Source organism: Sphingopyxis sp. H053, assembly GCF_001468225.1.
GTDB lineage: Bacteria > Pseudomonadota > Alphaproteobacteria > Sphingomonadales > Sphingomonadaceae > Sphingopyxis.
Window position 1 is genome coordinate 1 of sequence record NZ_LNRU01000010.1, and the last position, 13503, is coordinate 13503.

Here is a 13503-nt window from a genome sequence, read left to right on the forward strand (position 1 = left end):
GCGGTGGGGGTGGAAAGGCGGTCTGGATCTCGCCGCCTGCGATCGTCTGGCTATAGCCCGGATCGACGAGTTCGGGGTCGATCAGCCATCCTCCGCCCGCATCGGCGCTCGATGGTTCGGACGCGGCCGACGCCTGGGCGATCCACATCGACATCATGTTGAAATTATTGTCCCGCCCCGGTCGATCATCGCGGTAAGTGGTAGCGCGAGCCTCGTCGGGAAGGCAAGACATGCTTGCGTGCGAAACTACCCCGTTCTAGCGCGCGACAATATCAGACGGAGGACCAAGGTGGACGCAGCGCAGGCGGTGCATGAAAAATTCCTGGCGGCGCTGGCCGAAGGACGATTGCCCGATCGCGCCGACGCGCCCGATCCCGCAGTGGTCGGCCTGTCGCGCGCCGAGGCGACCGATATCTTCCTGTCGCAGCTGACCAGCCGCCAGATGGACCGGCTGTCGCGCCATTTGCAGGCGCGCGGCGAAGGCTTTTATACGATCGGATCGTCGGGGCACGAAGGCAATGCCGCGGTCGCCGCGGCGCTGCGCGTCACCGACATGGCGTTTCTCCATTATCGCTCGAACGCGTTTCAGCTCCACCGGTCGCGCCAGCTTCCCGGCGGGACGCCGACGTGGGACATGCTGCTGAGCTTCGCCGCGTCGTCCGAAGACCCGATCTCGGGCGGACGGCACAAGGTGATCGGATCGAAGCCGCTCAATATCCCCCCGCAAACCTCGACGATCGCCTCGCACCTGCCGAAGGCGGTCGGCGCCGCCTTCTCGATCGGCATCGCGCGCCGCCTCGGTATGACCGGGCTGCCGCTGCCCGATGATGCCGTCGTGCTGACGAGCTTTGGCGACGCGTCGGCGAACCATTCGACCGCGCAGGGCGCGTTCAACACTGCGGGCTGGGCGGCGTTCCAGGGATCGCCGATGCCGCTCATTTTCCTCTGCGAAGACAATGGTATCGGGATTTCGACGCGTACCCCGACGGGCTGGATCGAGGCGCAGTTCCGCCACCGCGCTGGGCTGCACTATATCAAATGCGACGGCACCGATCTGGTCTCGGCCTATGCCGGGGCGGCCGAAGCCGCCGACTATGCGCGCCGATACCGTAAGCCGGTCTTCCTCCATATGGCGACGGTGCGCCTCTATGGCCACGCCGGCTCAGACGTGCAGGGCGCGTATCTGCCCAAAGCCTTGATCGAGGCCGACGAGGCGCGCGATCCGCTGCTCGCGGGCGCCGCGCTCATGGCCGAGCATGGCTGGATGTCGCCCGCCGAGATCGCCGACGCCTATGAGGATATCGGCGGCACGCTCGCGCGGCAGGCCGAGGCGGCGATCCTGCGCCCGAAGATCACGACCCCGAAGCATGTGATGGAAAGCCTGATCCCGCCGAAGCGCGAGGTCGCTCGTGTCAACACGCCGACCGACGAAGACCGCAAGGCGATGTTCGGCAGCGATGCCGGCGCGATGGACAAGCCGCAGCACATGGCGCGGCTTTTGAGCTGGGCGCTCGCCGACCTCATGCTCGCGCACAAGGAGATCGTCGTCGCGGGCGAGGATGTCGGGCCGAAGGGGGGCGTCTATAACGTCACCGCAAAGCTCCACCAGCGCTTCGGTTCGGCGCGCGTCGTCAACACCTTGCTCGACGAACAGGCGATCCTCGGGCTCGCGATCGGCATGGCGCACAATGATTTCCTTCCGATGCCCGAGATCCAGTTCCTCGCCTATGTCCATAATGCCGAGGACCAGATTCGCGGCGAAGCCGCGACGCTCAGCTTCTTCTCCGACGGGCAGTACACCAACCCGATGGTGCTGCGCATCGCGGGGCTCGGTTATCAGAAGGGCTTCGGCGGCCATTTCCACAACGACAACAGCCTCGCGGTTTTTCGCGACATTCCCGGCGTCATCCTCGCGGTGCCGTCGAACGGGCGCGATGCGGTCGCGATGCTGCGCGAGTGCGTGCGGCTCGCGCGCGAGGAACAGCGCGTCGTCGTCTTCGTCGAACCGATCGCGCTCTATATGACCCGCGACCTCCACGAGGAAGGCGATGGCCTGTGGACCAGCGCCTATGAAACGCCGGGCGACGGCGCGCCGATCCGCTTCGGCGATGTCGGAGTGTACGGCAAAGGCACCGACCTTGCGATCGTTACCTATGGCAATGGCTATTACCTGTCGCGTCAGGCCGAAAAGCTGCTCGCCGCCGACGGCGTCAAGGCACGCGTGATCGACCTGCGCTGGCTCGGCCCGGTCGACGAGGAGAAGCTCGTCGCCGCGGTTGGCGATGCAAAGCGCATCCTGATCGTCGACGAATGCCGCATTACCGGATCGCAGAGCGAGGCACTGATGGCGACCTTCGTCGAACGCACCCCGGGTAAGAAGCTCGCGCGCATCGCCGCCGACGACAGCTTCATCCCGCTCGGCCGCGCGGCCACGCTGACCCTGCCGAGCCGCGATTCCATCTATGCCGCCGCGAAGGAGTTGCTGGCATGAGCGCGCGCAAGACCGCACTCGTCGTCGCCCCCGGCCGCGGCACCTATGGCAAGGGCGAGCTTGGCAGCATCGCGCGGTTGCATGGCGCGCGCTTCGGTGAGCTGATCGCGAATTTCGACGCGCAGCGCCGCGAGCGCGGCCAGCCGACGGTGACCGAACTCGATGGCGCCGACCGCTTCAGCGTCGCGACGCACATGCGCGGCGATGTCGCGGCGCCGCTGATCTACACCGCAACCGCGCTCGATTGGCTCAGCATCGACCGCGAGAAATTCGATGTCGTCGCCGCCCTGGGCAATTCGATGGGCTGGTACAGCGCGCTCGCGCTCGGCGGCGCGGTTTCGGTCGAGGACGGCTTTCGCATTTCGAACGCGATGGGGCTCAACAGCCAGACGCATGGGCCGGGCGGGCAAATCCTGTTGCAGGTGGTCGACGAGGATTGGCGGCCGGTGCCGGGGTTGCGCGAGACTTTGTTTGGTCTTGTCGCCGATATCGGTGCGCGGCCCGGCCACGCGCTCGCGCTGTCGATCGACCTTGCCGGGATGCTCGTGCTCGCGGGCAATGAAGATGGTCTCGCCGCGCTGCTCGCCGAAGCGCCGCCGACGCCGGGGCGCGATCCGCTGCGCCTCGCGGGCCACGGCCCCTTCCACACCCCGCTGATGTTCGGCAGTTCGGACAAGGCGATGGCCGAGCTGCCGCATTCGCTCTTCCACCGCCCCGCGCTGCCGCTCATCGACGGGCGCGGGCATATCTGGCGGCGCCATGCGAGCGATCCGGCGATGCTGTGGGATTATACCTTCGGCCACCAGATCCTCGCGCCCTATGATTTCGCGCTGTCGGTGCAGGTCGCGGTGAAGGAATATGCCCCCGACGTGATCATCCTGCCGGGCCCGGGCGACACGCTCGGCGGTGCGATCGCGCAATCGCTGATCGGCATCGGCTGGCAGGGAATCCGGAGCAAGGCCGATTTCGCGGCACGGCAGGCGGCCGACCCGATCCTGCTGTCGATGGGCCGCACCGAACAGCGTGCGCTCGTCACGGGATAAGATAGGGCCGGCAGGGGAGGAACATCCCCTGCCGGCCCGTTCGCATGGAATCAGGTGGGGTTGACCCCATGCGGATGAACGGCAGCGCCAATGGGGACCAACTCAAGGGCGGTACACCGTTCATGTCCCTTATAGGCGCGCTGCGCCGCATCCGGCCGGGGCTCTTGCACAATCAAGCGCCAAAACGGAGCGGATTGCCCGGCGCGCCGCGCGCGAACTCGGCGATGAACTGGAGCCGGAGCAATTCGGCGACATTGCCGGCACCGGCGCGGCGCATGATATTCGCGCGATGCACTTCGACCGTGCGCGGGCTCAATTCCAGCTGACGCGCGATCGCCTTGTTGCCGAGCCCCGCGGCGATCGCATCCAATATGTCGCGCTCGCGCGGCGTCAGCGCCGCCAGCCGTGCCTCGGCCTCGCGGTGCCGGTCGAGCGCGCCCTGCCGCGCACGCCAGTCGGCGAGCGCCGCATCGATCGTGCGGCGGACGAGGCGCGGGTCGAGCGGCGCGGGAAGCAGATCCTGTGCCCCGCCGCGCAGGATCGCGCGCGATTCGGCGATACTGAGCTGTTCGGCGGCGACAAAGGCGACGGTTCCGGCGCGCGCAGCGACGCGGTCGAGCAGCGCCGCGCCGCCGGTCCGCCCGGGCTGGCACCAGTGAAAGAGCAGGATACCGCAACTATCCTCACCCTCGGCTTCGATCCACGCGTCGGCGCTGGCAAAGCTGCGCACCACCCGTTCGGACCCCGCCGCGAGCACGCGGAAACAGGCCGCCCGCTCGGTCGGGTCGGGCAGGATCAGATGGATATGGCCCCCGCTTTCGGTCACGATGAGCGGGATGCCGGTTAAGGCTGCGCGCGAACAGCGGCGAAGGGTCGGCGATGGCGCCATTCTGGAGCCGCCGATGGTCTGCGATTGCCCCCGCGGGTCAGTCGGCCGGATTATGCTTGGCGAGAAAGGCTTTGATCGAGGTCAGCAACGTCATTCGATCGGCCTGGCGCGTGAAATAATGGTCGGCGAGCGGGACCGACACGAACTGGGCCGTCTTGCCGTGGATGAGCAGCAGCGGCGCCTTGATTGTCCGGCAATACTTTACTTCAGTTAGATAAAAATCAAATGTTACCGGTTACGTAGCCTTGTTCTCCTGCGCGCGTGTCGATCTTCTGGAGATCAGGCGCCGGGGCATTTGAATATTCAGACCTCTACGCGACTTGAGCGGGAGCGTGCGCCGAAAAAAACGGGGCGCATTTGGCCCGGATAGCCGTCTTGTTTTTTGGAGAGGGAAAAAAGGGAGAGACGTGACGGCGGAACCCGCCTCCGAACTGGAGCGGTTGACCCGGAAGTTCCGGCCGCCGCTGATCGCCTTTTTTTCCCGACGCGTTGCCAGCCTCGCGGAAGCCGAAGACATGACCCAGGAGGTTTTTTTGCGGTTATCGAACGCGCAAAGGGGCGACGAAGAGACGAGTGCCGCCTATATTTTCCGGATCGCCGCCAATCTGGTGACGGATCGGGCGCGCCACGACCGTGTGCGCCGGAACTTCGCGGACGCGGTACGAAGCGACGCCAGCGCCGGCGTTGACGGCTTTGACCCCTTTCGGATCGCTTCGGCGCGCGAATCGATTTCGATCCTGTGGGCCGCGATCCAGGCGCTTCCCGAACCGACGCAGCAGATTTTCATATTGTACCGGGTAGAGAATATTCCGAAGCAGACGATCGCCGATAATTTCGGATTTCACCTCCGCACCGTCGACAAGCATATTTCGCGCGCCCTCGTTTTTCTGGCCCGCCGGATGGAGCGACGGCCATGATCGTTCCGCAGAATGACAATGATCGCGTCGCCGAGCGGGAGGAGCAGGCGGCCGCCTGGTGCCTGCTCATCGCCGACCGGGCGCTGACCGTCAGCGAACAAAGTGCCTTCGACGAATGGCTGGCGGCGGACGAGCGCCACGCCCACCATTTCGAGCAGATGGTAACAGTGTGGCAGGGAACCGATGCGATCGCCGAAATGCCCGGCTTCCTGTCGCTCCGTGCCGAGGCTTTGACCGCGATGGAAAAAGCGCGCCGCGCGGCAGAGCCCGCTCCGACGCGCCGCCGGGCGATCGCGACGATGGCCGCGCTCGCGATGGTCACGGGCATGGGCGCCTGGTATTGGAGCGAGGGGCCCGACGTCTATTCCACCGAGGTCGGCGAGCGGCGGATCGTCCGGCTCGACGATGGGTCGAGCGTCTCGCTCGATGCCGCCAGCCAGATGTCGGTGTCCTTCACCGACCATCGCCGCGCGATCATACTCGATCGCGGCCGGGCCAAGTTCGACGTCGCAAAGGACCCGCTCCGGCCGTTTACCGTGACCGCGGGGTCGCAATCGGTGGTGGCGATCGGGACGAGTTTCAGCGTCGAACTGCTGCGCGATCAGCTTCGTGTCCTGTTGTTTGAAGGACAGGTCGCCGTCGTTCCGCGCGGCGCGGTCGCAGGGCATATCAAGGCGCGGCGACCAGTCGCGCAGGCGACGACCCAGCTTTTGCCCGGGCAGGAACTGGTCGCCAGCCTTTCATCGGGCGCGACAGAAATCCTTCCCGTCGATGCGGGGCGCTCGCTGGGATGGGAAGGGGGGCAGGTCGATTTCGTCGATATGCCGCTGAGCGATGCGGTCGAGCGGGTCAATCGGTACGCGGCATCGCCGATCGTCCTTCGCGATGCGGCCGCCGGCCGTCATCTCGTCAATGGCGTATTCGATGCGGGCGACGCCGACAGTTTCGTTAAGGGCGTGACGTCGCTCTATCCGTTGGCCGCGCACGAAGAGGGCGGCAAAATCATTATCGAAACTGTAAATTTGAGTAACGACGAAGAAAAAATGGACCAAAGATAAAAATCTGGGGCGCAATCTTGTGGGTGGTTCGTCTTTATGACAGAGGGGCAGCAATATCGATCCCTCGCATAGAGGGAGAGGGTATGTCAAAACGTCGTTATTTGTTGTCGAGTCTTGCGCTCGGCGCGTTGGTTGCCGTGTCGGCACCTGCCTATGCTGAAGTGCGCCAGGTTCAGCAGTTTGATATTCCGGCCCAGGATCTGGGCGGCGCATTGCGGGCTTTTGCGCGTGCATCGGGCGCGCAGGTGATTTTCGACGGCAAGGCGGTGCGGGGCAAGCGCAGCGAAGGCTTGCGGTACCGGTCGGGCGCCGAGGAGGCGCTCCGCGAACTGCTGCGCGGGACGGGCATGACCTATCGGCGCAATGGCAAGATCTTCATCGTAAGCCCGATGCGCCGGATCGCGCAGCTTCCGGTCGAGATGGCGAGCGCCGCGCCGGTCGCGGCCGCGTCCGCCGCGCCGGGGCAGGAGATCAGCGACGGCAGCGAAATCATCGTGACGGCGCAGAAGAAAGAAGAAAAGATCATCGACGTGCCGATCGCGCTTACGGCGCTGTCGTCCGCGGCGCTCGACGACCGCAAGATCGAGGGCGGCTCCGAACTGCTTCGCGCGGTTCCGAACATGAACTTCTCGAAGGGCAATTTCAGCATGTACAACATCGCGATCCGCGGGATCGGGACGAAGGCGGTATCCGCCTCGACCGACCCTGCGGTGGCGGTGAGCTTCAACAACACGCCGCTGATCCGCAACCGCCTGTTCGAATCCGAATTTTTCGACATGCAGCGGGTCGAGGTGCTGCGCGGACCGCAGGGAACGCTCTATGGCCGCAATGCGACCGGCGGTGTGGTCAATCTGATACCGGCGCTGCCCGAGCTTCAGGATTTCGGGCTCGATGCGAAGGTGGAGGTCGGCAATTATAAGACGATGCGCGCATCGGCGATGGTCAACGTGCCATTGGGCGACACGCTGGCGGTGCGCGTCGCGGGTGCGCTGACCAGCCGCGACGGGTTCGACTATAACAGTTTTACGGAAAAGCGCGTGAACGGCCGCGAGCTGTGGTCGACGCGCGCCTCGATTGCGTGGGAGCCGGGCGACCGTTTCCGCGCCAATGCGATCTGGCAGCATTTCGACGAGGATGACAATCGGTCGCGCACCGGAAAGCAGTTATGCGCGCGCGATCCCGGGCCGGCGACGGTGGGCGGTATCCGGGTGCCCGACGGGACCCGGAACGAGACGGCCACTCGCCAGGAACTCGATTTGCGGTCGCGGCTCAGTCAGGGCTGCCTGCCCGTTTCACTCTATGACGATCAATCTTATGGCGCGCCCAATGCGGGGGGCTATGCCGCTATCGTCGCCGGCTCCACCGACTATGTCAAAATGGGCTATCGCGGCAGTGATCTTCTGCGCGGATTGGTCCGCGGCGATCCGTTCGCGGGGGTCCAACAATCGCGCAACCTGCGCGAAATCGCAACGAGCATCGATCCGGTCTTCCGCGCGAAGAATGATGTCTTCCAGCTCAACATGGAATTCGACCTCAGCGACGGGTTGAAGCTGGTGTCGCAGACCGCCTATGCGCGCGATCGCTATTATTCGTCGCAGGACTATAATCGTTTCGTCTCGGCGCCCGTGTTCGTGAACACATCGGGATTGATGGATGGGCTGCCGGGCACGCCGGACATCATCATCCCGCGACCAGGCCGTCCGCCTCTCGTCATTCCCGGGCGACCCAGTCCCAATCCGATCGACCAGTCATATGCTGCGCCGGGCGGGATATATTGCGACCCGCAGCTTGGCTGCTCGGACCGGATGCTGTCGATGGATCTCAGCCGGTCGCGCAATCGCCAATGGTCGCAGGAGTTTCGCCTGCAATCGGCGTTCGACGGACCGCTCAATTTCAGCCTTGGCGTCAACTATCTGAACTTCAAATCGCAAGACGACTATTTTGTCTTCAACAATCTCTATTCATTCATCGCATATAACCGGTATAACCGGGCGACCGGTACGGCAGCGGGGAGCGAGTTCAAATATCGCGATTGTCCGCCCGATGTGACGGATCGGGATTGCATCTATGTCGACCCCAATCCGATATCGTCACTCGACGAAAACGGGCACAATTATTTCCGTAGCCGCAATAATGTCCAGACCAAATCCTGGGCGATCTTCGGTGAAGCCTATTGGAACGTCACCGACGAACTGAAGGTCACCGCCGGGCTGCGGTTCACGCGCGATGACAAGAGCGCGACGCTCTATCCGAGCCAGCTCCTGCTCGGGGGCGGTGCGAACGGCACCAGCGGCGGGAGCATCAGCGGCGGATATCAGGCCAGTGACCCGATCGATCAGCGTTGGTCGAAGCCGACCGGACGACTGGTGGTCGACTGGAAACCCGACCTTGCGTTCACCGACGACACGCTAATCTATGCCTCGGCGTCGCATGGCTACAAAGGTGGCGGAGCCAACCCGGCGCGCCCCGCGATTAGCGATACGAATGTCCAGTTCGGTGACATTCCCGCGACCTTCAAGCCCGAATATGTCAATGCATTCGAGATCGGGACGAAGAACAGCTTCGACGGCGGGCGGCTGACGCTCAATGCCACCGGCTTCTTCTATGACTATACCGGTTATCAGGTTTCGCAGATCGTCGACCGCATCGCGCTCAACGAGAATTTCGATGCGACGAGCTGGGGGCTGGAGTTTGAGGCAGCCTGGCGCCCGTCACGCGCGTTTCGCGTCGATGCCAATCTCGGCTATCTGCAGACGCGGCTGAAGAAGGGCGCAAGGTCGATCGACGTGATGGACCGCACGCAGGGTAATCCCGACTGGGTTCTGCTTCGTCCCTTCCTGCAAGTCCCCTCGAACTGCATCGCGCCGCGCGCCTATGTCGAGCGGATTCTGCAAAGATCGGCGAATGACAGCGCGTCCGCCGGCGCCGCGCTCTACGGGCTGTGCGGCCAGTCCAGCGGGTTCGGCAATTTCGATCCCAGCAAGCCGGCGGGCTTCTATGCGCAGCAATATGGTTTCACTTACGACCCCTTCGCGCCCTATGACCCGACCAAGGTTGGCGCGATCGTTCCCTATGATCCGGCGAACCCCAATGCGTGGCGGAGCCAGGTCAGCGGTGCGCCCAACGGCGGACGCGGTTTCCAGGCCGATCTTGCCGGGAACGAGCTGCCCAATTCGCCGCGGATCACGGCCAATATCGGGGCGCAATATACATTCTTCTTCGGCGACTGGGACCTCACCGTCCGCGGCGATTATTATCGCCAGTCGAAGAGCTTCGCGCGTGTCTATAACACCGAATATGACCGGCTGAAGGCTTGGGACAATGTCAACGTGGCAGTGACGCTGGCGCGGCCCGATTCAGATCTGACCTTCCAATTCTATGTCAAGAATCTGTTCAACGACGCACCGGTCACCGACTTCTTCACCAACAGCGACGACTCCCTGCTCAGTACCAACGTCTTCACGCTTGATCCGCGCATCATCGGGTTCAGCGCCATGAAGCGTTTCTGATCCAGCGCAGGTTTTACTTCTCCTCCCGCGTAAGCGGAGGAGAAGTTGGGAGCGGGCATGGTAATATTGGAACTTTTACTGTTACTTCGGACGGGAAAAGATAATTTATCGGAACAATTAATATAGCTCGAATAAAATATCAATATTCATATGTAGTAGACGGTATCGCACTGTCTATTATAGAGGGGAGTTGTTGCCCGATAATAATGCTAATTAAATAGTAGGAATAATACTTATCAGATTCAGTATTGACCTAATATGAATCCATATTAAAAAGCAAAATGCATCGATTCGATTGATGCTTAAATAAAATCCAAACAGTAAACAGGAGAGATAATATGAGGAATATTATTGCCCTTTGCGCAACTGCGCTTGCGCTTGCCAGTCCGGCAGTTGCCCAGGCCGCCACTTTTTCTCCGGACGGAACCTATGTGTTCACGGGTTCGGTCGAGGTGAAGAAGAACCTGCCCGTCTGGACGACCTGCGGCCTGACGCTCACGATCAACGTGACGGGCGGTGTCGCCACCTCGTCGGCCAGCCTCTCCGGAGCTTTTCCTTGCACGGGCATCACCTTTACGGGTGGCCCTTTCGCGACCGACGGGCTTGGCTCGCCGGTCACAGTGCTGGAGATGCTGGGCGTGACAACCAATATCCCGGCGATCCCGACGATGCCCCCGATTCCTGCCGATTCCTGTTCTGGCGATCTGCTGGCTCTCTGGAATGCCGGCACGATCGAGTTTCAGGACGGCGTGTCGGACACTCCTGACGCCAGCGCGCCCGGGACGGAGCCCAACTGCAAGATCAAGGGAACCCTCACCCAGACTTCGCCCGCAACGCCGCTCGTCATCACCTGAACGACCACTCCCGGAGGCCGCCATCACCTCCTGATGGCGGCCCCAACCTGGCGGGCGCCCGTTAACGGCGCCTGCCTTTTGCGTCAGGCAGGATGTTTCGGGATTGTCCTTTGCGTCGTGATGGCAAGTTTGCGCTGCTAGGATGCGCGCGTCGCGGGCGGGCGACGGACTCGCCCGGCTGTCCCGGACTTTTCCGGACCCCAAAGCTCTGGGTTGCAGTGGCTTCGCTGGCCGCGTCGGGTGTCGATCAGGCGCGCGCCCAAACACTTGTCCAAAGCGCGGGAATGGATTCGGCCGCGGCAGCCGGACGACCCGATCCGTCAACGATCGCCGCCGCCGTCGATTCAGAGATCGTCGTCACGGCCGGTCGCCGCGGCGAAGCCAGGGTCGCGGCCGAAACCGAATTCGGCGAAGGGGAAATCGCCAGTCAAGGCGCCGACAGCATCCAGGATCTGCTGAAGCGGCTTGCCCCTTTTATCGACGATGGCGGTGAAGAGCCTGTCCTGCTGATCAACGGCAAGCCCGCAGGCTTCGACCGTTCGATCCTCACCTATCCCGCCGAGGCACTCGACCGGCTCGCCGTGTTGAAGCCCGAGGCCGCGGCGCAATATGGCGAACCCGCAGGAAAACGTGTCATCAATCTGGTGCTCAAGAAGAATTTCTCGACGCTGAACGCCGACGCGGGCGCGAGTTTTGCGACGGCCGGCGGTCAATATGGCGGCATCCTGTCGGCAACGCGGACCGCGATCAGCGGCGACATGCGCTGGAACGCGCAAGCGCGGATCGGCGCGGATAGCGCATTTCGCAAAACTGCGCGCAATATCCCGCCGCGCGACGGGACATTCGACAGTGTCGGATTCATCGCGGCCCCGGACGGCGGAGAGATCGACCCCGCGCTCAGCCGGTCAGCCGGACATCTGGTGACGGCCGCCGCCCTCCCGTCCGGCGCGCTGACGGGGACGCCCCGCATCGACGACTTCGTCGCGACCGCCGGCGCGCTTCATCCCGTCGATCCCAACCGCTTCGAAACGCTGCAATCGTCGCGTCGCAATGCCTCGGTCAAGATCGGCGTCACGCGTCCGCTGGGCGGTTTTTCCGCCTCGCTGAACCTCAATGCCGGCCGGAGCGACAGCGGGGGGGAGCGGGGTTTGCCGATGGCATCGGTAGTCGTTCCCGCGGGCCATCCCGGGTCGCCCTTTGTGGACGACATCGTCCTGACCCGGCCCTTTGCAGGCGAGCGCGCGCTTCGCTCTGACAACGGCTCCACCTCGCTCGGTGCGTCGCTGATGCTGAACGGGCGTATCGGCGGTTGGCAAACCAGCCTCGCGATCAGCTATTTGCGCAACCACGCCGACAATTTCCTCGAAAGCGGTATCGACGTCGCGCGCGTCCAGCGATTGATCGACGACCGCGATCCCGCATTCAATCCCTATGGCGAGTGGGACGAAGGGCTGATGATCGCGACGCGCACCCGGACGAAAAGCGAAAATATCAGCGCCCGGCTCAACGTGCGAAAGACGATCGTCGATCTGCCGGCGGGGCCGCTCACCTGGAATCTCACCGCCCATACCGGCCGCAATCGCACCGAAAGCCGGCAAAGCGATGCCGCGGGCAACCGAATCGCCTCGAACAGCATGACGCGCAGCCAGTCGAACGGGCTGATGTCGCTCAGCATACCGGTTTCGCGCGCGGGCGGTGCGGAAGCGGGCTGGCTGGGCGACCTGACCATCGACCTGTCGGCCAGCGCGCAGCTGATGACGGACAGCCGGCCGCAGAAGGGATATGGCGGCAGTATCAGCTGGTCGCCCTCGCCGGTGATCCTGTTCCGCGGGACGATCGATTTCAGCGAAGCCGCACCCTCGTTCGACCAGCTCGATGCGCCGATCGTTACCACGATCATTCGCGTTTTCGACTATGCGCGCCAGGCGATTGCCGACCCCGTCTGGATCACCGGCGGCAATCCCGACCTGAAGAGTGGCCGCCGGCAAAGCGTGACGCTGACGGCCCTGGTGCGGCCGCTGGGCAACGAGGTGCTGACGCTCAATCTTGGCTATCGCCAGTCGGTCGCAAAGGGGGGCTTGGCGGCCTTTCCCGAACTGACTCCCGCCATCGAGGCCGCGTTCCCCGCACGGGTTACGCGCGATGCGGAAGGGCGGCTCGTTGCAGTCGACGCGCGCGCGATCAACCTGGCGCGTGACACCAATGTCGACCTGTCCGCCGGCATCGCGCTCCGGCTGATGCTTGGGGGCGGTGAAGGGCAAAGCGAAACCGCCGCGAATCCGTGGCAGCTCAACCTGTCGCTCGATCACGGCTTGCGGTTGAAAAATGAACTTCTGACGCGTCCCGGCGTCCCGGTGATCGACCTGCTGCGCGCCGGCGGGCAATCGCTTCACAGCCTGTCGTTTCAGGCGTCGATCGGCCGGCGGGGGATCGGCAGCACGCTGAGCGGCAGCTGGAGCAGCTCGGGACGATTGCGGGGCGGCGATGAAGTCTTTGTCTTCAAGCCGCCGCTGAAGCTCAATCTTTCGGCCTTCATCGAACCCGACCGCATATTCGCGGTTCCGGCCAAGAAGGGTTTGATGAGCGGCCTCAAACTGTCCTTCGATATCAACGATCTCCTGGGCGGTTATCGCCGGGTGACGCGCGAAGACGGGACGGTGCCTGCGGGATATAGCCGCAACGAAATCGAGCCCCTCGGCCGCGTGGTGCGATTGACGGTGCGAAAGAAGTTTTGATGGCGCG

At 63.6% G+C, this 13503-nt stretch carries 8 protein-coding genes; 7 read left to right on the top strand and 1 reads right to left on the bottom strand.

Features of this window, described 5'->3' with window-relative positions; genetic code table 11:
* Nucleotides 1-289: 289 nt before the first annotated feature.
* Together ATE70_RS18210 and ATE70_RS18215 are read left to right on the top strand one after the other, a co-directional pair.
* A complete protein-coding gene (locus tag ATE70_RS18210; RefSeq protein WP_058539178.1) occupies nucleotides 290-2491 on the top strand; it encodes a thiamine pyrophosphate-dependent enzyme in 2202 nt (733 codons plus the stop codon).
* A complete protein-coding gene (locus ATE70_RS18215) occupies nucleotides 2488-3534 on the top strand; it encodes an ACP S-malonyltransferase (RefSeq protein WP_058539179.1) in 1047 nt (348 codons plus the stop codon). The genes ATE70_RS18210 and ATE70_RS18215 overlap by 4 nt, the downstream gene beginning before the upstream one ends.
* A 172-nt stretch (nucleotides 3535-3706) precedes the next feature.
* On the opposite strand, the gene ATE70_RS18220 is transcribed toward ATE70_RS18215, so the two are convergent.
* Nucleotides 3707-4423: a response regulator transcription factor gene (locus ATE70_RS18220; RefSeq protein ID WP_082639709.1), complete on the bottom strand. Its 717-nt coding sequence runs from the start codon at nucleotides 4421-4423 to the stop codon at nucleotides 3707-3709.
* 320 nt (nucleotides 4424-4743) lie between these two features.
* Between ATE70_RS18220 and ATE70_RS18225 the strand changes: the two genes are divergently transcribed.
* The 5 genes from ATE70_RS18225 to ATE70_RS18245 all read left to right on the top strand — a co-directional run bounded on the left by ATE70_RS18225 (nucleotide 4744) and on the right by ATE70_RS18245 (nucleotide 13496).
* The gene (locus ATE70_RS18225; protein WP_197411514.1) at nucleotides 4744-5340 is read left to right on the top strand and encodes an RNA polymerase sigma factor; all 597 of its coding nucleotides are present in this window, start codon (nucleotides 4744-4746) and stop codon (nucleotides 5338-5340) included.
* Entirely contained in the window at nucleotides 5337-6398 is a 1062-nt protein-coding gene (locus tag ATE70_RS18230) for a FecR family protein (protein WP_058539181.1), read from the top strand. The genes ATE70_RS18225 and ATE70_RS18230 overlap by 4 nt, the downstream gene beginning before the upstream one ends.
* Before the next feature lie 83 nt (nucleotides 6399-6481).
* A complete protein-coding gene (locus ATE70_RS18235) occupies nucleotides 6482-9907 on the top strand; it encodes a TonB-dependent receptor domain-containing protein (RefSeq protein ID WP_082639706.1) in 3426 nt (1141 codons plus the stop codon).
* 338 nt (nucleotides 9908-10245) lie between these two features.
* Complete coding sequence (locus tag ATE70_RS18240; RefSeq protein ID WP_156419776.1) at nucleotides 10246-10761, top strand: hypothetical protein; 516 nt, start codon at nucleotides 10246-10248, stop codon at nucleotides 10759-10761.
* A 284-nt stretch (nucleotides 10762-11045) separates the two neighbouring features.
* A complete protein-coding gene (locus tag ATE70_RS18245; RefSeq protein ID WP_058539183.1) occupies nucleotides 11046-13496 on the top strand; it encodes a hypothetical protein in 2451 nt (816 codons plus the stop codon).
* Nucleotides 13497-13503 lie beyond the last annotated feature (7 nt).

Excerpts from the sequence above, each read along its gene's own strand:
- ATE70_RS18215 (WP_058539179.1), top strand. The coding sequence starts at position 2,488 with ATGAGCGCGCGCAAGACCGCACTCGTCGTCGCCCCCGGCCGCGGCACC.
- ATE70_RS18220 (WP_082639709.1), bottom strand. The coding sequence starts at position 4,423 with ATGGCGCCATCGCCGACCCTTCGCCGCTGTTCGCGCGCAGCCTTAACC.
- ATE70_RS18230 (WP_058539181.1), top strand. The coding sequence starts at position 5,337 with ATGATCGTTCCGCAGAATGACAATGATCGCGTCGCCGAGCGGGAGGAG.
- ATE70_RS18235 (WP_082639706.1), top strand. The coding sequence starts at position 6,482 with ATGTCAAAACGTCGTTATTTGTTGTCGAGTCTTGCGCTCGGCGCGTTG.
- ATE70_RS18240 (WP_156419776.1), top strand. The coding sequence starts at position 10,246 with ATGAGGAATATTATTGCCCTTTGCGCAACTGCGCTTGCGCTTGCCAGT.
- ATE70_RS18245 (WP_058539183.1), top strand. The coding sequence starts at position 11,046 with ATGGATTCGGCCGCGGCAGCCGGACGACCCGATCCGTCAACGATCGCC.